Origin of the sequence: Streptomyces sp. NPDC020898, from assembly GCF_044333925.1 — a bacterium.
Taxonomy (GTDB): Bacteria; Actinomycetota; Actinomycetes; order Streptomycetales; family Streptomycetaceae; genus Streptomyces.
The window spans coordinates 31295-51205 of sequence record NZ_JBIRRV010000002.1 but is presented as its reverse complement, the minus strand read 5'-3'; the positions used below and the strand labels follow the sequence as shown (position 1 = coordinate 51205).

The 19911-nt window shown below is 69.0% G+C and carries 15 protein-coding genes; 8 read left to right on the top strand and 7 right to left on the bottom strand.

Annotation, left to right across the window (positions count from 1 at the left end; translation table 11 throughout):
- The first annotated feature begins 134 nt into the window (after positions 1 to 134).
- From ACH4TV_RS08115 to ACH4TV_RS08095, 5 genes are all read left to right on the top strand, one after another.
- Complete coding sequence (locus ACH4TV_RS08115; RefSeq protein WP_398396535.1) at positions 135 to 4673, top strand: polymorphic toxin type 27 domain-containing protein; 4539 nt, start codon at positions 135 to 137, stop codon at positions 4671 to 4673.
- Positions 4674 to 4692: 19 nt separating this feature from the next.
- A complete protein-coding gene (locus tag ACH4TV_RS08110; RefSeq protein WP_398395498.1) occupies positions 4693 to 5100 on the top strand; it encodes a hypothetical protein in 408 nt (135 codons plus the stop codon).
- An 87-nt stretch (positions 5101 to 5187) separates the two neighbouring features.
- Positions 5188 to 5550, top strand: a complete 363-nt coding sequence (locus tag ACH4TV_RS08105; protein WP_398395497.1) for a Scr1 family TA system antitoxin-like transcriptional regulator — start codon at positions 5188 to 5190, stop codon at positions 5548 to 5550.
- Positions 5551 to 5559: 9 nt separating this feature from the next.
- Complete coding sequence (locus ACH4TV_RS08100; RefSeq protein ID WP_398395495.1) at positions 5560 to 5751, top strand: hypothetical protein; 192 nt, start codon at positions 5560 to 5562, stop codon at positions 5749 to 5751.
- Between the two features lie 235 nt (positions 5752 to 5986).
- Complete coding sequence (locus ACH4TV_RS08095; protein ID WP_398395493.1) at positions 5987 to 6469, top strand: hypothetical protein; 483 nt, start codon at positions 5987 to 5989, stop codon at positions 6467 to 6469.
- Between the two features lie 82 nt (positions 6470 to 6551).
- On the opposite strand, the gene pyk is transcribed toward ACH4TV_RS08095, so the two are convergent.
- Positions 6552 to 7985, bottom strand: a complete 1434-nt coding sequence (gene pyk / locus ACH4TV_RS08090) for a pyruvate kinase (protein ID WP_398395491.1) — start codon at positions 7983 to 7985, stop codon at positions 6552 to 6554.
- A gap of 393 nt (positions 7986 to 8378) precedes the next feature.
- Here pyk and ACH4TV_RS08085 point away from each other — a divergent pair, with 393 nt between their 5' ends.
- A complete protein-coding gene (locus ACH4TV_RS08085) occupies positions 8379 to 9551 on the top strand; it encodes an RNA-guided endonuclease InsQ/TnpB family protein (RefSeq protein WP_398396533.1) in 1173 nt (390 codons plus the stop codon).
- An 83-nt stretch (positions 9552 to 9634) separates the two neighbouring features.
- On the opposite strand, the gene ACH4TV_RS08080 is transcribed toward ACH4TV_RS08085, so the two are convergent.
- Together ACH4TV_RS08080 and pta are read right to left on the bottom strand one after the other, a co-directional pair.
- Complete coding sequence (locus ACH4TV_RS08080) at positions 9635 to 10882, bottom strand: acetate kinase (RefSeq protein ID WP_398395489.1); 1248 nt, start codon at positions 10880 to 10882, stop codon at positions 9635 to 9637.
- A complete protein-coding gene (gene pta, locus ACH4TV_RS08075; RefSeq protein ID WP_398395487.1) occupies positions 10879 to 13062 on the bottom strand; it encodes a phosphate acetyltransferase in 2184 nt (727 codons plus the stop codon). Before pta ends, ACH4TV_RS08080 begins: the two co-directional genes overlap by 4 nt.
- A gap of 223 nt (positions 13063 to 13285) precedes the next feature.
- On the opposite strand from pta, the gene ACH4TV_RS08070 reads away from it, so the two are divergent.
- Positions 13286 to 14311 (top strand): ATP-dependent 6-phosphofructokinase, encoded by a 1026-nt coding sequence (locus ACH4TV_RS08070; RefSeq protein WP_398395485.1) that lies wholly within the window; start codon positions 13286 to 13288, stop codon positions 14309 to 14311.
- 95 nt (positions 14312 to 14406) lie between these two features.
- On the opposite strand, the gene ACH4TV_RS08065 is transcribed toward ACH4TV_RS08070, so the two are convergent.
- A complete protein-coding gene (locus ACH4TV_RS08065) occupies positions 14407 to 15036 on the bottom strand; it encodes a helix-turn-helix domain-containing protein (RefSeq protein WP_398395483.1) in 630 nt (209 codons plus the stop codon).
- 483 nt (positions 15037 to 15519) lie between these two features.
- Between ACH4TV_RS08065 and ACH4TV_RS08060 the strand changes: the two genes are divergently transcribed.
- A complete protein-coding gene (locus ACH4TV_RS08060; protein ID WP_398395481.1) occupies positions 15520 to 16029 on the top strand; it encodes a PPOX class F420-dependent oxidoreductase in 510 nt (169 codons plus the stop codon).
- Between the two features lie 13 nt (positions 16030 to 16042).
- On the opposite strand, the gene ACH4TV_RS08055 is transcribed toward ACH4TV_RS08060, so the two are convergent.
- From ACH4TV_RS08055 to ACH4TV_RS08045, 3 genes are all read right to left on the bottom strand, one after another.
- The gene (locus ACH4TV_RS08055) at positions 16043 to 16234 is read right to left on the bottom strand and encodes a hypothetical protein (protein WP_398395479.1); all 192 of its coding nucleotides are present in this window, start codon (positions 16232 to 16234) and stop codon (positions 16043 to 16045) included.
- Between the two features lie 11 nt (positions 16235 to 16245).
- Positions 16246 to 17097, bottom strand: a complete 852-nt coding sequence (locus ACH4TV_RS08050; protein ID WP_398395477.1) for a helix-turn-helix domain-containing protein — start codon at positions 17095 to 17097, stop codon at positions 16246 to 16248.
- Between the two features lie 813 nt (positions 17098 to 17910).
- Positions 17911 to 19902, bottom strand: coding sequence for a tetratricopeptide repeat protein (locus ACH4TV_RS08045; protein ID WP_398395475.1), 1992 nt, complete (start codon positions 19900 to 19902; stop codon positions 17911 to 17913).
- Positions 19903 to 19911 lie beyond the last annotated feature (9 nt).

Genomic DNA, 19911 nt, shown 5'->3' with positions numbered 1-19911 from the left:
GAGTCCTGCCGGCCCCGCCGCATCCTTCGGTCGGCTCCCTGATCAGAACTGGTACTCCATTGCGCTCCAGACCTCCAGGGTCTCCCAGACCCCTGCTTCGACTCTCTCGCTTGACCAGCCGTCTGCTCCCACCGATGCTCGCCACGGCCCTGGTGGCCGGAGTGGGTGTGAGCACCGACTACACGGCACCGCGGACCGAGCCGGCCGCTGACTACGACTGGTACGAGGACACCGCCGCCGAGCAGTTGCGGCAGGACCAGTGCCTGATGAGCGACGTACTGCGGCTGGGCGGGCCGGCCATGGCCGCCACCGCGAAGGACGGGCTCAACCAGAATCCGGAGCGGCTCCGGGAGCTGGCCGACCGGGACCACTGGGAGGCCACTCCGCTCGCCACCGCGTACAAGTCGGACCGGGACGCCGCGCTTGTCGAGCTGAACCGGCTCGACGCGCTCCACGCCAGCTGGAAGATATCCGGGCTCGCGACGCCGGGCGGCTTCGGTTCCGTCGCCGACTTCGAGTGGCCGCCCGGGACCAGCGGTGGCGACGGTGAGGACTTCCACTCCCAGACCGGCCTCACGGCGTGGATCGCCGACCGGTTCTGGAAGGACGAGAGCGACTTCTACGAGGACGCGACACCGCCGGCCGACGCGGAGACCGTCGCGAAGGTCAAGGCTCTGGGGCAGCCGCTGTACGGCAGCGACCCTGATCCGTCCGTGCCGGACTGGAACCGACGGCTCGCCCTGCGGGACGCCTACAAGCACCTGACGGACTGGAGCCTGGAGCCGACCGGCGCGGACAACGCCCGCCTCTTCCTGAGCTCGGGCGGCTTCCCGGACACGGCACCGGTGCCGGGTACCGCCGAGCACCGGGTCGCGGTCGAGGACCTCAAGTCCCGGTTCGCCGCATGCGCGTGGCGTGATCCGATCGACCCCGAGAAGGTTCTGGGCGAGGTCTCCACGACTGCCGGTGCGGAGTGGCAGCAGGAGATCGGCTCGCAGGCCGCCAAGCGCAACGACATCCTGACCGCGAACAAGAACGCCGTCCAGGCGCTGACCGTGGCCTCCGAGTCGATGGGCAAGATGCTCGGCCACTCGTGGGTCGCCGACCACATCACCCGCTGGCAGGACTACTGGTCCTCGGGCGGCATCGGTTGGATCGGCAGCTCCCCGATGGCCGTCCAGATCCCGGGCGCGGCCGGCAAGTGCCTGGGCGCGCAGGGTTCCGGCACCGCGAACGGCACGGCTGTCGAGGTCGTCGCCTGCTCCACGGCGGCCGCCCAGCAGTGGGTGATCAACGGGGGCTACGGCGAGGGCTACAGCCTGCAGAACGTGAACTCGCAGAAGTGCCTCGACGTCGCCACCAACCAGACGAAGATCCAGATCTGGACCTGCAACGGCACGCCCATGCAGGTGTGGAAGTTCAGCGTCCGGGCCGGCGCCACCTTGCAGAGCCTGGGCGCGAACAAGTGCCTGAACTTCCCCACGTACACCGCCGGACAGGACGCGCTCGCGGCCGCCTGCAGCACCGCTGCCACGCAGAAGGTGCTGTTCAAGGTCTCCGCGCACAACGGCACCGTTCCGCCGGCGGCGGAGTTCACCAAGGCCACGCAGCGGCTGAACGCCGCGCGCACCGGAGCGCAGGCCGAGCTGGCCGAGCTCAAGCGCCAGGCGACGGCCGCGACGGCCGCCCAGACTGCCAGCGCCACCGCCGAACAGGCGGCCTACGCGATCGCGGACGCCAACGGGGCACCGCGGGGCCGCGGTCTGCTGGTGGGCCAGCAGAAGGCACAGGTCACGCAGGGAGCGGCGGCCGCGGTCGCGGCGCTGGTGAAGGCCGGCGAGACCGCCGAGGCGGCCACTCGGGCGGCTGCCGCGGACAGCGCCACGATCGCCCAGCGGGCGCTCGCGCAGGCCGCGCAGTCCAAGGCGGAGTTCCGCAAGCAGGCGGCCTACCGGGCCGAACTGCAGGCCAAGGCGGCCGCGGACGCGGCCAAGCTGCACCGTGACAACGCCAAGAAGGACAAGGAGCTGGCCGAGGCCAAGCTCGCCGAGTCCCTGGTCGCGGAGGCGGACGCCAAGGCGGCGGCTGCCGACGCGCACGCCAAGCGGCTGAAGGCCGAAGCCGAAGAGGCCACGGCGAAGAAGGAGAAGGAGACCGCCGACGTCAAGAAGTCGGAGGCGGCCCGGCACCGGCAGACCGCGGAAGCCGAAGCGGCCAACGCCGAGACCGCCAAGGACAGGGCCGAGGCGTCGGAGACCACCGCGGTCGCCCGGAAGAACGACGCCGAGACAGCCCGGGATCGTGCCAGGGAACTGCGCGACGACGCGTGGGACGCCCAGCAGAAGGCAGACGCGTCGCGCGCCAAGGCCGACGCCAAGGAGGCCTACGCCGAGTCTCTGGAAGCGGGGGATGCGGCGGACGCCGCGCGGGCGGCTGCCAATGAGGCCGACCAGCACGCGAACGACGCCGAGGCAGCGGCCGGCCGGGCCCGCACCGCGGCCGACGCGGCCACCCAGGCGGCAGCGGACGCGGACGCGGCGGCGACCCGCGCGGAGGCCGCGGCCAAGCGCTCGCGGGCAGCCGCGGACGAGGCGCAGGCGGCGAAGCTGCGGGCGGACGCCGCGGTGCGCACCGCGACCAGCGCCGCCGCCGACGCCATCGACGCCTCCGAGCACGCCTCGGCCGAGGCCGCGCTGTCGGTCGAGGCGGCCAACAAGGCCGAGGCGCAGGCGAAGATCGCCAAGGCCGAGGCGGACGGGTCCAAGGCCGAGGCCGACAAGGCCACCGCCGCCGCAGGGAAAGCGGCGGGCTTCGCCTATGTCACCGCGCAGGCGGCGGTGGACGCCGGGAACTCGGCCGCACAGGTCGCGGCTCCCGCGAACGACGCGATCCAGTTCGGCTCGCCGTACGTCACCAAGGACTCGGCCGCTTCTCTGGTGGTCCTGTCCGGCCAGTCGGCGAAGACCATCGCCGAGCAGCAGAAGGCCGTCGCGGACGCCCACGCGACCAACGCGGCCGAGGAAGCGGCTGCCGCCCAGGTCATCGCCGACCAGGCACAGGGCGACGCCAAGGCCGCCTACCAGCACGCGGCGAACGCCGCCAAGCACGCCGCGGACGCCCGCGGCTACTCGAAGGAGGCACTGACCTACGCGGCCGCTGCGGCGACCGCCGCAGCGAAGGCGCAGCAGTCACTGGCCCGCACCATCGAGTACGGCCGGCAGGCCACGGCCGACGCGGTCGCCGCCGACAAGGCCGCGGGCCGCGCCGAAGGCTACGCCAAGGACGCCCGCACCTCCGCCGACGCCGCTGCCCTCGACGCCGCCGCCGCCCGCGCGGCCGCCGCACAGGCGGAGGAGTCCGCGAGCCAGGCCAGAGCCGCCGCCGAGCGGGCCGACGCCGCGGCGACCGCGGCGGAGGAAGCCGCCAAGGACGCCCAGAAGTACGCCGAGTCCGCCCAGGAAGCCGCGACGCAGACCGAGAACGCGGGAAACACTGGGCAGATCGAGACCGGGACGGTCCCGGACGAGGCCGGTGGACTCATCGGTGGCGTGTTCTACGTCGTCGACCACATCGAGAAGGTCGGCGAACCGAAGGTCCTCAAGAAGACCGAGGGCTGCGACGGCTGGTGGGACCAGCTCTTCTACGACGGCGACTGCACGATGACCGAGAAGATCGGCTACAAGGCCGATCTCGACCTGTACCTGTGCACCACGGAGGTGTGGGAGAACTCGTGCTTCTCCGGGGACACGGTGTACCTGGGCCCGCACAAGACGGACACGCTGTACACCGAGGTCACGCACACCATCACCATCGCGGAGTACCAGGAGGGCGTCGACCCCGTCGACATCCTCTTCGGCAGCTGGATCCGGTGCGCCCAGAAACTCACCCCTGGTGGTGAGAACGGGAGCTGGGGCGGTTGCGCCTGGGCCGTGGTGGATGTGGCGTCACTGTTCGCCGGCAAGATCATCCGTCCTATCGCGGATGCCGTCCGGGCACTGGACGGCTCGGTCAGGACCGGAATCGGATTCATCGACGCGTGGGCGGCCCTGCGCTCCCTCCGGTTCTCCGAGGTCGCCGTCGCGGGCATCGCCAGCAAGATCATGCAGGCGGTGTACGAGGCCTGTGAAACAGGCACTTCGAGGTCGCTGCTGGCCGGCGGTGCCCGGGCGTTCGCTGCCCAGAGCTCGCCTCAGGAGTGCATAGAGAAGGTCCTCAAGGACCTGGTGAAGGATGGGGATCACGTCGTCCTTGGTATCAACCCTCACGCGGACAAACTGGCGAAGGCGATCGGCGCCAAGACGTTTAACAACGGTGCCTACGGCGCGGAGCTGCCGCGAGCAATGGGCATGGGCGAGCGCCCGATCTGGACGGTCGGAGTCGAACGGACGGTGTCCAACCCCAACGTGCGGCTGACAGTCTCACTGGACGGCGTCCGCGGCGCCACCAATGAGGACGAAGCGCTCAAGCTGCTCCTGGAGCGGGGGGAGACCATCAAGGGCAGCGACTGGGCGCTGATCAGGTCCGAGGGCTACGGCACCGCGTGGGAGATGATAAAGCTGCGCACCGCGGTCAGGCTGGGCCAACGCGAATGGAAGACGATCACGTGGCGCTGGGACGGCAAAGACGTCAAGCCCGAGCGCTTCAAGCTGGCCAACGGGGAGCCGGTGCCGTGATCAAGAGAGGGCTTCGGGCATGACCGATTTCATCCGTACCGGGAGGCTGTTCCGAGTGGTCGGGTTCAACCCGTCCCACCGGCAGCTCTTCCTGCAGAGTGAAGCGACGCACATCGACAGGACCACGACCCACATCGAGGTGCATGTCGGCAACGTGAGGCTGATGCTTCTGCAGCCCTACTTCGACAACGGCCTGCACATCCGGCACGCCAGTCCGGAGGAGTTCACGGTGCTGGCGGAGCGGCACGGGCTGGAGCCCGACGAGGCGATCTACACCTGGATGCTGGACCCTGACGGTGGCAGCTTTGTCGTCGGCAGTCCTCCGGACTGGCGCGAGGCGGAGTACGCGCTGATGGGCGGCCGGGAGTCGCTGTACACCGGCCCCTGGCCGCCGGACTTCCCGACGGATTCAGGGAACCTCTTCTGACACCTCGGCGCTGCGGACACAGAAGGTGAGGGCGGCACCCGTATCGCGGGTGCCGCCCTCACCTTGTCACTTGTGGTCCAGCATCGAATGCGACTCGAACTCGACGCGGACATTTCCGCTGATCGGCCAGCCTGCTGGCAGAGGCTGGGCAGCGCGACCGGCGCCCAGTTGGACCGCCTCTGCGAGGTGTCCGAGCGCGACAATATCGGCGTGCGCGTGATTCCCTGCAGCGCAGGAGCGTTCCCCGGCGCCGGGCAAGCTGTGGTCTACGCCGAAGGGCCCGTCCCCCAGCTCGACACTGTGGAGCTGGACTCCGCACACGGCCCCGAGTTCACCCACGGTCAATCTCAACTCGACAAGTACCGTGCCCACTTGGACTGGATGGAAGCCGCGTCTCTCTCGCCCAGCGCGTCACGCGACTTCATCCACACGATCGCCCGCCAACTCTGAGGAGTCACGTTGCCCGACATCACCTGGGAAGAGCCCTACTGCGCCGAAGGTGCCAACTGCTTCCGCATAGGCACCGACCCCCACAACAACGCCTACATAGCCATCGCAGGCCAAGAAGACACCTACCTCACCGACACCCGAGACGCCCTCCGCACCCTCATCCACGACATCAAGGCCGGCAAAGCAGACCACCTCCTCTAGCAACTCTTGGGGTGGCAAGTACCACGAGGTATTCGACACGGGGAACGTGTTCGCCAGCTTCTTGAGCTTGCCGAGATCCAAGGCCGACGCGAGGGGAGGGACAGTGACCACGCGTTCGAGGGTGGGGAGACGACTGGTGTGAACGGTCAGACCGGCATTCGGCACGGCGTCGACGAATATCGGCAACCTGGTGACCGCGACGCCGAAGAACGTCTGGTAGCGACAGGGAGCAGCAATGATCACCTTTGCCTTCGAGCCTCGCGTCGAGGACCCCTCCTGGGCCCCGGACTGGCCGACGGAGAAATCGGACCGGCCGGAGCACCCGGAACTGACGAACTCCGATTTCTGTCTGGAACTCTTCCAGGCGGATCTGCGGCTCGTCGTCCACGGTGTGGACCTCAGCGTGCGCCAGTCGGGACTACCCGTGGTCGACTTCGCGCTGATGTTGCAGTACGCGACGACGATGCTTGAGACCCAGAACGACATCGCGGTCGAGGCCAGCCTGACCCAGCATGTGTACGCCTTCAACCGAGACGGGGACTCCATCACCCTCACGACGGAGTGGCCCCCGCGCGTGGCCCAGCTGACGTGGCCCGAGTTGCGGGAGCTGACCGTCCGCGCGAAGTCCGAGGCGGTACGGCTGATCACCGCCGCTCATCCGGAGCTGGGCGACAACGCGTGGCTGCGGGAGACGGTGGGAGCACCGCCGGCCGCGTGAGAACACTCCGGTGAGAAGAACTGAGGGCGCCCCCTGTCACAGGAGGCGCCCTCACCGCCGTACAAGACCCCTGACCCGCCCGTCAGTTGGTGCTGACGACGCCGCCGAGGTGGTGGACGCGGAGCATGTTGGTGGTGCCGGAGACGCCGGGGGGTGAACCGGCCGTGATGATGCAGATGTCGCCCGTGTTGAAGCGGTTGAGCTTGGCGATCTCCTGGTCGACCAGGGAGACCATCTCGTCCGTGCTGTTGACGAACGGGACGACGTACGAGTCGACGCCCCAGCTCAGGGACAGCTGGTTGCGGGTGCCCTCGTCCGTCGTGAAGGCGACGATCGGCTGGGCGGCGCGGTAGCGGGAGAGGCGGCGGGCCGTGTCGCCGGACTTGGTGAAGGCGACCAGGCCCTTGCCGCCGAGGAAGTCGGCGATCTCGCAGGCCGCGCGGGCGACCGAGCCGCCCTGCGTCTTCGGCTTCTTGCCGGGGACCAGGGGCTGGAGGCCCTTCGAGAGCAACTCCTCCTCCGCCGCCACCACGATCTTCGACATCGTCTTGACCGTCTCGATCGGGTACGCGCCGACCGAGGATTCCGCGGACAGCATCACGGCGTCCGCGCCGTCCAGGATCGCGTTCGCCACGTCGGACGCCTCGGCGCGCGTCGGGCGGGAGTTGGTGATCATCGACTCCATCATCTGGGTCGCGACGATCACCGGCTTGGCGTTGCGCCGGCACAGCTCCACGAGGCGCTTCTGCACCATCGGGACCTTTTCGAGGGGGTACTCGACGGCCAGGTCACCGCGGGCCACCATCACGCCGTCGAAGGCCGCGACGACGGCCTCCATGTTGTCCACCGCCTGCGGCTTCTCCACCTTGGCGATGACCGGGACGCGGCGCCCCTCCTCGTCCATGATCTTGTGGACGTCGTTCACGTCGTTGGCGTCGCGGACGAAGGACAGGGCCACCAGGTCGCAGCCCATGCGCAGGGCGAAGCGCAGGTCGTCGATGTCCTTCTCCGACAGGGCCGGGACGTTCACGGCCGTGCCGGGCAGGTTGATGCCCTTGTGGTCCGAGATGACGCCGCCCTCGATGACGATCGACCGGACCCGCGGGCCCTCGACGTCCAGGACCTTCAGCTCGACGTTGCCGTCGTTGATCAGGATCTGGTCGCCGCGCGACACATCACCCGGGAGGCCCTTGTACGTCGTACCGCAGATGGTCTTGTCGCCGGGCACGTCGTCGGTGGTGATGACGAACTCGTCGCCGCGTACCAGCTCGACGGGGCCCTCGGCGAAGGTCTCCAGGCGGATCTTCGGCCCCTGGAGGTCGGCGAGTACGCCGATCGCACGGCCGGTCTCCTTGGCGGCGGCCCGGACCCGGTCGTACCGGCCCTGGTGCTCGGCGTGTGAGCCGTGGCTGAAGTTGAACCGGGCCACGTTCATTCCGGCCTCGATGAGAGACACGAGCATTTCGTGGGAGTCGACCGCGGGGCCGAGAGTGCAAACGATTTTCGAACGGCGCATGGGGCGATCCTATCGGTTTGTTTCGCTTCGGAATATTCCGCCTGGTGGACGACGTAGAAGCATGGACTGAACACAAAGGGGCGGGATAGCGCTCAGGTGAGGCTCTTCCCGCAATGTCACCTCAATGTTCGTCCTGTTCGTTAAGTGTCTTCGGCCTGTTCTTGTGAGGATCCCCGGGCGTTCGTGCCCGGGAGGAATCGCATGTGCTGGTGGCGGTGTGGAGCACCGCGGTATCGGGCCGGAGGCGACAGGCCGCGAAGCGGCCGGGTGACTTCCCGGCGGTGCCGGGCCGTGCTTGGCGCTGTGACCGTGGGACCGGGGGCTGGTCGCTCGTTCGGGTGAGGGGAGGAGGACATGGGGTGGCTGTTCGTACGGGTGTGTACGTTCGTGGTCATGAAGCTGGTGGTGCGGGTCAAGCTCCTGCCGACGCCCGTGCAGGCGGCGGCGCTTGAGGCGACCCTGCATGCCTGCAACGAGGCCGCCACCTGGGCCGCCGACGTCGCCTTCGAGGAGAAGGCGGCCAAGCCCCTGGCCCTGCGCAAGCACACGTACCAGCGGATCAAGGCCCGGTGGAATCTGGGCGCGCAGGCCGCCCAGCACGCGATCAAGAAGACCTGCGACGCCTACACCACGCTGCACGCCAACCTCCGTAACGGAAACCACAGCAAGCCCGGCTCCACACGGTACGAGAAGGCGGCCGGCAAGCCGGTGACCTTCCGCGCGGACGCCGCGCAGCCCTATGACGACCGGATGCTTTCCTGGCGGCACGATCAGCGCACGGTGTCGGTCTGGACCACGGCCGGGCGGATGAAGAACGTCGCGTTCACCGGCGAGCCGGGGCAGCTGGCGGTGGTGGCCGCGCACCGCAAGGGTGAGTCCGATCTGCTGCGCCGGGGCGGGCAGTGGTATCTGCTGGTGACCTGCGACATCGCCGAGGCCGAGGGCAACGCACACCCGGCGGGGTTCGTCGGGGTGGACCTGGGCATCGTCAACATCGCCACCACCTCCACCGGCAATCGGCACAGCGGGCGCCGCCTGAACCGCCGCCGTCAGGCGGACCGGGAACTGCGCTCCAAGCTGCAGAAGAAGGACACCAGATCCGCGAAGCGGCGGGCGAAGAAGCACGCGGGCAAGGAGAAACGCCGGGCCCGCGACATCAACCACAAGATCTCGAAAAGCATCGTGGCGGAGGCTCAACGCACCGGTCGCGGAATCGCCCTGGAAGACCTGACGGGCATCCGCGAACGGGTACGGCTGAGGAAGCCCCAGCGCGTCACATTGCATTCCTGGTCGTTCCACCAACTCGGCACGTTCATCGCCTACAAGGCGAAACGCGCCGGGGTCCCGGTGGTGTACGTCGATCCGGCGTACACCAGCCGGGAATGCTCCCGCTGTCACCACATCGCCAAAGCCAACCGGCCCTCCCAGGCCGTGTTCACCTGTAGGTCGTGCGGCTTCGCTGAGCACGCCGACCACAACGCGTCCCACAACATCAGCCACCGCGGCTGGTACGCGTGGGTCCGCGGGGCCGAGTCACAGGCCCCCGCCCTCACCCTCATCGCCTGACCGGCGACACCACCGAGCGTGAGAGCTGGACGCAGCCGGGACCACCGAAGCCATCGGTGAACCCGAGCGGCAAACCCGGGACTTCAGTCCCGAGTAGTTGACTTGTCCGTTCTCGCCGGGGTCACCAGCGCGTACGTCTGTGTCGCGATCTCCAGCTCCTCGTCCGTCGGGACGACCGCCACCGCGACCCGGGAGCCCGCGGGCGAGATCAGCCGGGCCTCCTGGCCGCGTACGGCGTTCAGGGCGCCGTCCACGGCCACGCCCAGGCCCTCCAGGCCCGCCACCGCGGCTTCGCGCACCGGCGACGCGTTCTCGCCGACCCCGGCCGTGAACGCGATGGCGTCCACCCTGCCGAGCACCGCGTAATAGGCGCCGATGTACTTCTTCAGCCGGTGGATGTAGATGTCGAAGGCCAGTTGGGCCGCCGGGGCGTCCGCGCCGCCCTCGTCGATACGGCGGCGGATTTCCCGCATGTCGTTGTCTCCGCACAGGCCGATCAGGCCGCTCTTCTTGTTGAGAAGAGTGTCGATCTCGTCCGTGGACATTCCGCCAACACGCGCCAAATGGAAGATGACGGCCGGATCCAGGTCACCGGAGCGGGTACCCATGACCAGCCCCTCCAAAGGCGTCAGCCCCATGGAAGTGTCCACGCACCTCCCGCCCCGCACAGCGGACGCGGACGCCCCGTTCCCCAGGTGCAGCACGATCACGTTCACGTCCTCGGGCGCCCTGCCCAGGAGTCGCGCCGTCTCCCTCGACACATACGCGTGGGACGTGCCGTGGAACCCGTACCGCCGGATGCGGTGCTCGTCGGCCGTCGCGACGTCGATCGCGTAGCGGGCCGCCGACTCCGGCATCGTCGTGTGGAAGGCCGTGTCGAAGACCGCCACCTGGGGGAGGTCGGGGCGCAGGGCCTGGGCGGTACGGATGCCGGTCAGGTTCGCCGGGTTGTGGAGGGGCGCTACGGGGATCAGTCGCTCTATCTCCGCCAGCACCGTTTCGTCGACGACCGTCGGCTCGGTGAAGGACTGGCCGCCGTGCACGACCCGATGGCCGATGGCCGCCAACTCCGGGGAGTCCAGGCCGAGTCCGTCCTTCGCGAGCTCCTCCGCCACCGCCTTGAGGGCTGCCTCGTGGTCGGCGATCGGGCCCGTCCGCTCACGGGACGCGCCGCCGGTCGCCAGCGGCGTGTGCTTCAGCCGGGACGTCTCCTCGCCGATGCGTTCCACCAGGCCCACGGCGAGCCGGCTGCTGTCGTGCCGCATGTCGAGCAGCTGGTACTTCACCGACGAGGAACCGGAGTTGAGGACGAGGACGCGGGTCGCGGTCACTGCTGGGGCACCTTCTGAGTGGGGGTCTGGGTGGAGACCTGGGCAGGAGCTTGGGCGGCGGCTTGGGTGGGAGCCTGGCTGAGGGCGGGGCCGGTCATCTGTGCCTGGATCGCCGTGATGGCGACCGTGGTGACGATGTCCTGGACGAGGGCGCCCCGGGACAGGTCGTTGACCGGCTTGCGCAGGCCCTGGAGGACCGGGCCGACGGCGATCGCGCCGGCCGAACGCTGCACGGCTTTGTAGGTGTTGTTGCCGGTGTTGAGGTCCGGGAAGATCAACACGCTTGCCTGGCCCGCGACTTCGGAATCGGGAAGCTTGGTGGCGGCCACGGTCGGCTCGACGGCCGCGTCGTACTGGATGGGTCCTTCGATACGGAGGTCCGGGCGCCGCGAGCGCACCAGTTCCGTCGCTTCCCGCACCTTGTCGACGTCCGCGCCCGACCCCGACGTACCCGTCGAGTACGACAGCATCGCGATCCTCGGCTCGACGCCGAACTGCTCGGCGGTGGCGGCCGATTGGATGGCGATGTCGGCCAACTGCTCGGCGTTCGGGTCGGGGTTGACCGCGCAGTCGCCGTAGACGAGGACCTTGTCGGCCAGGCACATGAAGAAGACGGACGACACGATCGACGCGTCCGGCTTGGTCTTGATGATCTCGAAGGCGGGCCGGATCGTCGCCGCCGTCGAGTGGACGGACCCCGACACCATGCCGTCGGCCAGGCCCTCCTGGACCATCAGGGTGCCGAAGTAGTTGACGTCCGAGACGACGTCGTGGGCCAGCTCGACCGTGACGCCCCGGTGGGCACGGAACTGGGCGTACCTCTCGGCGAAGCGGTCCCGCAGTTCGGAGGTCTGCGGGTCGATGAGATGGGCGTCGCCGAGGTCGATGCCCAGGTCAGCGGCCTTCTTGCGGATGCCGTCGACCGGGCCGAGCAGCGTCAGGTCGCACACGCCCCGGCGCAGCAGCACCTCGGCGGCGTGCAGGACGCGTTCCTCGGTGCCCTCGGGGAGAACGACCCGGCGCTTGTCGGCGCGGGCGCGTTCGAGGAGCTTGTGCTCGAACATCATGGGCGTGACGCGGTCGCTGCTGGGCGCGGAGATGCGCGAGAGGAGTTCGGTCGTATCCACGTGGCGCTCGAAGAGACCGAGGGCCGTCTCTGCCTTGCGTGGCGTGGCCGCGTTCAACTTCCCCTCCATGGAGAGGAGTTTGGCGGCGGTGGGGAAACTGGTGCCGGCGACCGACACGACCGGCGTACCGGGGGCGAGGCGGGCGGCGAGGGTCAGGACCTCGTCGCTGGGGCGCTCGTTCAGGGTCAGCAGGACGCCCGCGATGGGCGGCGTACCGGCGCTGTGCGCGGCGAGGGCGCCGACGACCAGGTCCGCGCGGTCACCGGGGGTGACGACCAGGCAGCCCGGGGTCAGCGCGGTCAGGAAGTTGGGCAGCATCGCGCCGCCGAAGACGATGTCCAGCGCGTCCCGGGCGAGGCCCGAGTCGTCGCCGAGGAGCACCTTGCCGCCGAGCGCGTGGGTGATCTGGGCGACCGTCGGCGCGGAGAGGGCGGGCTCGTCGGGGAGGACGTAACAGGGCACGGGGAGAGCGGGGAGACGAGGGAGACCCGAGTTGAGGCCCTCGGCTATTCCGGCGCGGTCCTCGCGGGCGACGCGGTTGGCGACCATGGCGAGGACGTCGCAGCCCAGCGCCTCGTACGCGCGGTACGCGTTGCGGGTCTCGGCGAGCACCGACTCGGCGGTCTGGTCGCGGCCGCCGACGACCGCGACGACGGACGCGCCGAACTCGTTCGCCAGGCGGGCGTTGAGGGCCAGCTCGTCCGGGAACTGGGTGTCGGCGAAGTCGGTGCCGAGGACGAGGACGACGTCGTACTCGCGGGCGACGCGCAGGAAGCGGTCGACGAGGGTGGAGACGAGCTCGTCGGTGCCCTGCTCGGCCTGGAGGACGGACGCCTCCGGGTAGTCCATGCCGTACACGGTCGCCGGGTCCTGCGAGAGGCGGTAGCGGGCGCGCAGCAGCTCGAAGAGGCGGTCCGGCTTGTCGTGCACGAGGGGGCGGAAGACGCCCACCCGGTCGACCTGCCGGGTCAGGAGTTCCATGACTCCCAGCTCGACGACCTGGCGGCCGTCGCCCCGGTCGATGCCGGTCACGTACACGCTGCGGGTCGTCACGCGTGCTCTCCGTTTCCCTCGCTGTTGACTGCTCTTCGTCGATCGTTCTGGGGTTCGTAAAAATCGCCCACCGAGGCGGGCGGAATCCTCTTGACAATACCCTCGCCGCTGGATAAAGCCCCGGTCAGGGAGGGTGGGGTCGGTCAGGATCGAGGGCTCGCCCGAGGCGTGAAACAATCGGAGTGGCTCACCGGTATCAACAGCGACCAGGAGACACAGCACGATGCGCATCGGAGTTCTCACCGCAGGCGGCGACTGCCCCGGCCTGAACGCAGTGATCCGGTCGGTCGTGCACCGAGCGGTCACGCAGTACGACGACGAGGTCATCGGCTTCGAGGACGGCTACGCCGGGCTGCTCGACGGCCGCTACCGCACCCTCGACCTCGACGCGGTCAGCGGCATCCTGGCCCGCGGCGGCACCATCCTCGGCTCCTCCCGGCTCCAGCGCGACCGCCTGCGCGAGGCCTGCGAGAACGCCTCCGACATGATCCACGAGTTCGGCATCGACACGCTGATCCCGATCGGCGGCGAGGGCACGCTGACGGCAGCCCGGATGCTGAGCGACGCGGGCCTGCCGGTGGTCGGCGTCCCCAAGACGATCGACAACGACATTTCATCAACGGACCGCACGTTCGGCTTCGACACGGCTGTCGGGGTCGCCACGGAGGCGATGGACCGCCTGAAGACCACCGCCGAGTCGCACCAGCGCGTGATGGTCGTCGAGGTCATGGGCCGGCACGCGGGCTGGATCGCCCTGGAGTCCGGCATGGCGGCCGGCGCCCACGGCATCTGCCTCCCCGAGCGCCCCTTCGACCCCGCCCACCTCGTGAAGATGGTCGAGGAACGGTTCGCGCGCGGCAAGAAGTTCGCGGTCATCTGCGTCGCCGAGGGCGCGCACCCCGCCGAGGGCAGCATGGACTACGGCCACGGCGCGATCGACCAGTTCGGCCACGAGCGGTTCCAGGGCATCGGTACGGCACTCGCGTACGAGCTGGAACGACGGCTCGGCAAGGAGGCCAAGCCGGTCATCCTCGGCCACATCCAGCGCGGCGGCACACCCACCGCGTACGACCGCGTCCTCGCGACCCGGTTCGGCTGGCACGCGGTGGAGGCCGCGCACCAGGGCGAGTTCGGGAAGATGACGGCGCTGCGCGGGACGGACGTGCAGATGGTGCCGCTGGCGGAGGCGGTCACCGAACTGAAGACGGTCCCGAAGGACCGGATGGACGAGGCGGAGTCGGTGTTCTAGGGGTAGTTGGGGCCGAGGTGGGGTGGAGGGCGCGTTGAGGCCCGCCTTTCGCCTTTAGGTTTGTGCCTTTAGGTTTGTGCCTTTCGGCCGTCGTCTCAGAAGGCTCTGTTCTCGACGATCGCCCAGAAGTGCTCCACGATCCGGTCGAGGAAGTCGCGTCCGGCGTTGCCCGCTTCGGCCGCCGCGGAGCCGTCCGCCCAGTTCAGGCTGGCGGCCATCTGCCCCTGGTAGTAGCGGTTCAGCTCCTGGAGGGTGCTCTCCAGGAGGCGCCGGTCCAGCGGCAGCATCTTGTTGACCGGGCGGACGTACGCTTGCCAGCGCGTCGTGACCGCGCTGCGCAGCAGGCCGGCGAGCTTGCCGTCGAGGCCGGTGAGCGTGATGAAGTCGGCGAGCGAGAGTTCCAGCACCTCGGCGAGGATCGCGGACTGCCGGTCGGTGCCGCGCCACTCGCCGCTCTCCTCCATCCGTATGTAGACGAGGAGTTCGAGCCCGACGGCCCGTGCGACGTCCTCGGCGGTGAGCCCACGCGCGCTCCGGTGCTCACGCAAGGTGCCGGGGCGGCCCATGAGTTCACAGGGCGCACACCACAACACGCCCGCGAGAGCGGTGAGTTCATGACCGCCGGGGGCCATGATGCCGCGTTCCCAGGCGATGACGTGATCGGGCGTGATGTACGGCAGCCCGTACGAGACCCGCATGCCGTACGCGACATGCTCGGGGCCCATTCCGAGAGCGGTACGGAGTCTGCGGGCGGCGGATGAATCGAAGGGCGGGGTCGGCGGCGTGAGCGGTGGGGGTGGGACTTGGGGTCGGCGCACGCGCCACAAGCTAGAGGTGCGGAGCGGCGTTGACTACGTTCTGTTCGGCCACAATTACAGATTGTAGGAAGCTACGGGTGAGCGGGTGTTTCGGCGGCTCTTCCGTGGTGCTTCAGGGGTGCTTTGGGGTGGCTGAACGTCGGGGGTGGCGGCCGAGTGTTCGCTTGGCGGCGGCTGCCCCCGGTGGGCGATCGTGCGAATGGCAAGGTGGTGGGGCATATGCAACGCCTGTCCGTCGGTCGCGTGTGCGGGATCGGCGCGGTTTGGGTGTCGGCCGTATGGGCGCGTGTCGAAGATCCGTACGGTACGGTCGGGGGCTCGGTCGGGCGGGTAACTGGCCGGTACTGGTGAGTACTTGCGGCGTGATTCTTGCGGTGCGGGGTGGCGGACATGAGCGGAAATGATGAGGCCGGGTGGGTGGCCTCGGAGGGTGGTGGTCGCGTGAGCGGCAAGGTGGAGCGGATCCGGGTCGAGGGGCACATTCGGGAGCGTCTGCTCGCTCCCAACTTCTGGCACCTCGCGACGGTCGGTGCGGACGGGATGCCTCAGGTGTCGCCGATGTGGGTGGACATCGAGGGTGACTTCGTCATGGTCAACACGGCGATCGGTCGCGTGAAGGAGGAGAACCTCCGCATCAATCCGAACGTCTCGCTCTCGCACCACGACCCCGAGAACCCGTACGACCGTGCGGAGATCCGGGGGCGCGTGGTGCGGTTCGTGGAGGGGGAGGAGGCGGAACGGTCCATGGACCGGCTCACCAAGAAGTACATCGGCGAGGACCGGTATCCGTGGCTGCTGCCGGGGGAGCGGCGCGTGATGCTGCTTATTGAGGTGACGCGGGTGCGGCGGGTTGTGGGGGTGGAGCCGTTCCGGCCGGGGGTGCTGCCCGAGGAGGCGTGAGGAGCAGGGGGCTCTACAGGAGGTGATCCGCTTTGCCGGCCTTGATGTCCTGGATGAGGGTGCGGAGGGCGTCTCGGGTGTCGGTGAGGTAGGTGTCCTCTTGGCCGGCGATGGCTATGTAGGCGTTGTTTTCGGGGTCGGTGCCTATGCGGAAGCAGTTGTTTCCTTCGGCGCAGAAGGGCTCTTCCCAGGTGATCTCGGGCATGGGTGCTCTCCTTAAAGTTGCTGGGCGATGGTGTGGATGAGGTCCCGCGAGCCTTGCGGGCTGAGGGTGTGGGTGTGCCACCAGTCCATGTGGGCGCGGTACTTGGCGAGTTGGGAATCGGTGTGCGTGAACTCTCCGCCGTGTGCCGAGTCCAGCTGCACGGTGTCCAGTTGGGGGACGGCGCCGTCGGCGTACAGAACGGCGTGCCCGGCGCCGGGGAAGGCCCCGGCCTCGACGGGGAGTACGCGGACGGCGACGTGCTTGCGTTCGGACGCCTCGCACAGGTGGGTGAGTTGCTCGCGGGTGGAGCGCCGTCCGCCGAACTGCATGCGCAGCGCCCACTCGTGCACGTAGGCGATGTAGTCGACGGGATTGTCCCGGTCGAGCACCTGCTGACGTTGCAGGCGCTGTACGACGCGTAGTTCCACCTCGGACTTGGGCAGCGGGGGCAGGGCTGAGTCGAAGACGGCCCGGGCGTAGCTGCCGAGTTGGAGCAGGCCCGGGATGTGTACGGTCTGGTAGCTGCGCAGCCGGGTGGCGAACCACTCCAACTCGGCGACATCCAGCAGCCCTTGGGGCAGAGCGCCCCTGAACCTCTCCCACCAGCCACGGCTGTGTGGGTCGGCCAGGGCGGCGAGCGCGTTGACGTAGGCGTCGTCCGCGCACTCGTAGTTGCTGGCGAGTATCCGGATCCGCTCGGGCGAGGTGGCGCGCACGCCCGACTCCATGTTGGACACCTTCGTCCGGTCCAGCCCGAGCAGCCCGGCAGCGTACTCGGTGGTCCGGCTGGCCCCGAGCCGCATCCTGCGCAACTCGGCGCCCAGGCGTTTCTGACGTTCTGTCGGCGCGGGCCGTGTCGGCATCTGCACCTTCCTCCCCGGTTGGTCGGGGGTCAGTCTGCCTCGTTCGCCGTGCGCTGGTCCACTTATCGGGAGGCAATGTGTGTGACTAGGTGGCACACGTTCCCCATCGAGGTCTACAGTCGGTGACAAGTTGCTTACGCCCCGACAGACTTCGGAAGCGCATCGCGTGAGCCTGCCCGCCTTCTCTTTCCCTGGGAGGGGCGCGCTCGCGTCAGGGAGACAGGCCACTGGTCGGGTGTACGTCGGCGTCGTCAAGTCCGCTGCGTTGAAAGGGAGTTCGTCATGTCCGCATCGCCGGCCTTCTCGGCCTGTCCCATCTCGACCGACCTCACGAAGGCTCCGCCGCCGTCTCCGGGCTCGCTCGTGTACGGCTTCACGTTGCCTGCCGAGGCGGTGAGTTCGCGGGTCGCCCGGGCTACTACTCGGGTTGTTCTTCAGACACATGGGCTGGAGGAGATGGCGGACGCTGCGGTGCAGGTGGTGGGGGAGCTGACCGCTTGTGCTTTTCGGTTCGCTGCGGATGCTTCGGTGTATGTGTCGCTGCGGTGGTGGGAGGGGGAGCTGCAGGTGGTTCTGTACGACGGTCACCGGCGGCATGTGCATCCCCGGCTGGCTGCTGCCTGCGATGAGCGGAGGGGGGATGCGTTGCGGGTTTTGGGGTGCGTGGTGGAGGGGTGTGGTGGGGAGTGGGGGTTCGGGGAGGCGCGGGAGCCGGGAGGGGGGACGCGGATGTGGGCTGTGCTGCCCTGGCGGGGGGCTTTGGAGTTCGCAGAGGTGAGGGTCGGGAGGGGGTGACGTGGGGCAGGGCGGCTGTTATTGCAATTCGTTGGCCCAGGCGAGGGCTTGGTCGGCTTCAGCGGTGTCGTCGGCCTGAGTGAAGGCGTCGGCGGCTTGGAACCAGTAGGCACGGGCCTCGGTGGGACGACCGGAGAACTCGTGGATGGAGGCGAGATTGTGCAGAATCTGACCCGCCCGGTACCAGTCCTCGAACTCCCGGTATACCTCTAGCGCCCTGCCATACTTCTCGACCGCCTCCTCCACCTGGCCTGCCTCCAGCAGAGCGACGCCGAGGTTGTGCCACGCAACGGCCGCGCCGTGGTCGTCTCCGGCTGCCTGGCACAGGTCGCGGGCCTGGGCATGCGCTTCGATTGCCTCCGCCACCTGGCCAGCCTCCCGTAGGGCGCGGCCGAGATTGCCCCACGCGATGGCCGCGCCCTGGTTGTCTCCGGCTGCCTGGTACAGGTCGCGGGCTCGGGTGTGTGCTTCTGTTGCCTCCGCCACCTGGCCCGCTTCCCGTAGGGCGAGGCCGAGGTTGTTCCACGCGATGGCCGCGCCCTGGTTGTCTCCGGCTGCCTGGTACAGGTCGCGGGCTCGGGTGTGTGCTTCTGTTGCCTCCGCCACCTGGCCCGCTTCCCGTAGGGCGAAGCCGAGGTTGTTCCACATGAAGGCCTCGGCCGTGCGGTCTTCTGAACGGCGAGCGGCCTCCAGCGCGGCCCGCGCCACAGTGGCCCAGTCGTCGAAATAGCGCCGCCAGTCCATGTAATCCCCCAGGCATGCGGCCAGCCGCACCGCCGTGTTCGCGAACCGCTCCTGCTCCGCCCACCCCACAGCCGCCACCAAACCCGCCCGCTCCCCGTCCAGCCAAGTCAGCGCCTCCCCTCGCCCGCCGAACCGCCCCGGCATCTCCATCCCTGGCAACCACCGCAACCAGTCATCCGCCGCATCCGCCCACCCGTAGTAGAAGTCCAGCACCCGCTCTCGAGCCGCCTCGCCCTCCTCTACGAACCCCGTATCCCCCTCCACCACACCTACCGCGAATGCCCGCACCAAGTCATGCAACCGCCACCGCGCGCCGCCGTCCGGGTCCTCGTCAGCCCGAACCGGTGTGACGAGGCATGCGGCGGCAAGGTCCTCCAAGAGGCGCGCGGCGGACTCAGAACCGAGATCGGCTAGGGCGGCCACCGCGTCAGTGCCGGTCTCTGCGCCGGGGGCGAGGGCGAGCAGGCGCAGCAGGCGGGCCTGGTCGGGCGGGAGACGTCGGTACGAGGTTTCCAGGACCGGGCGGAAGACGAGAGAGCGGCCGTACTGGTCCGTGCCGAGGGTGCCGTGATCCAAGGCGACCGTCGGGTCTCCGGCCTGCTGGACCTCGGTCACCAGCGAGGCGATGCTGCGTCGTCGGCGTCGGCGCAGCATCGCGGCGGCGATCTGGAGGGCGAGAGGCAAGTGGCCGCAGAGGGAGCTCAGTTCGCGGAGTGCTTCGGGATCGCGGGTGGGTCGGTCGTCGCGTTCGTCGGTGTAGTGGAGAGCGTGGGTGATGAGGGCGGCCGAGTCCTCCGGAGGGAGAGTTTCCAGGTCGATCAGGCGTACCGGGAGTCCGTCTGGGCGGTCGCGGGACGTGATCAGCACCCGGTGGCGGTCCGTGCCGGGAAGCAGAGGGAGGTACTGGGCCGGGTCCGACGCGTTGTCCAGGATCAGCAGCATGCGCTCCTGACGCTCGGCGAGGAGCGCGCGGTAGACGTCGTACTGACGCGCTGCCGTCGGCGGCAGGTCGGCGCCCCGTACCCCGAGCGCGTCGAGCAGCGCCAGCACCGCCTGATCAGCCGTCACCGGGTTGTCGTCGTAACCCCGCAGGTCTACGAACAAGGTCCCACCAGGGAACCACCCCTCGGCACACGCCTGGTGTGCCGTCTCGATCGCCAGTGCCGTCTTGCCGATGCCGCCCATGCCGGTGACGGCGAAGATGAGGAGAGGGCGTGCGGCGGCACCGGTCGGGTCGGGTTCCAGGTGGGGCAGCAGACGGCCCAACTCCGCCGA

Bases quoted from the DNA above. Each gene is read 5' to 3' on its own strand.
- ACH4TV_RS08110 (WP_398395498.1), top strand. From the start codon at position 4,693: ATGACCGATTTCATCCGTACCGGGAGGCTGTTCCGAGTGGTCGGGTTC.
- ACH4TV_RS08115 (WP_398396535.1), top strand. From the start codon at position 135: ATGCTCGCCACGGCCCTGGTGGCCGGAGTGGGTGTGAGCACCGACTAC.
- pyk (WP_398395491.1), bottom strand. From the start codon at position 7,985: ATGCGCCGTTCGAAAATCGTTTGCACTCTCGGCCCCGCGGTCGACTCC.
- ACH4TV_RS08105 (WP_398395497.1), top strand. From the start codon at position 5,188: ATGCGACTCGAACTCGACGCGGACATTTCCGCTGATCGGCCAGCCTGC.
- ACH4TV_RS08070 (WP_398395485.1), top strand. From the start codon at position 13,286: ATGCGCATCGGAGTTCTCACCGCAGGCGGCGACTGCCCCGGCCTGAAC.
- ACH4TV_RS08095 (WP_398395493.1), top strand. From the start codon at position 5,987: ATGATCACCTTTGCCTTCGAGCCTCGCGTCGAGGACCCCTCCTGGGCC.
- ACH4TV_RS08085 (WP_398396533.1), top strand. From the start codon at position 8,379: ATGAAGCTGGTGGTGCGGGTCAAGCTCCTGCCGACGCCCGTGCAGGCG.
- ACH4TV_RS08060 (WP_398395481.1), top strand. From the start codon at position 15,520: ATGAGCGGAAATGATGAGGCCGGGTGGGTGGCCTCGGAGGGTGGTGGT.
- ACH4TV_RS08055 (WP_398395479.1), bottom strand. From the start codon at position 16,234: ATGCCCGAGATCACCTGGGAAGAGCCCTTCTGCGCCGAAGGAAACAAC.
- ACH4TV_RS08065 (WP_398395483.1), bottom strand. From the start codon at position 15,036: ATGGGCCCCGAGCATGTCGCGTACGGCATGCGGGTCTCGTACGGGCTG.
- ACH4TV_RS08050 (WP_398395477.1), bottom strand. From the start codon at position 17,097: ATGCCGACACGGCCCGCGCCGACAGAACGTCAGAAACGCCTGGGCGCC.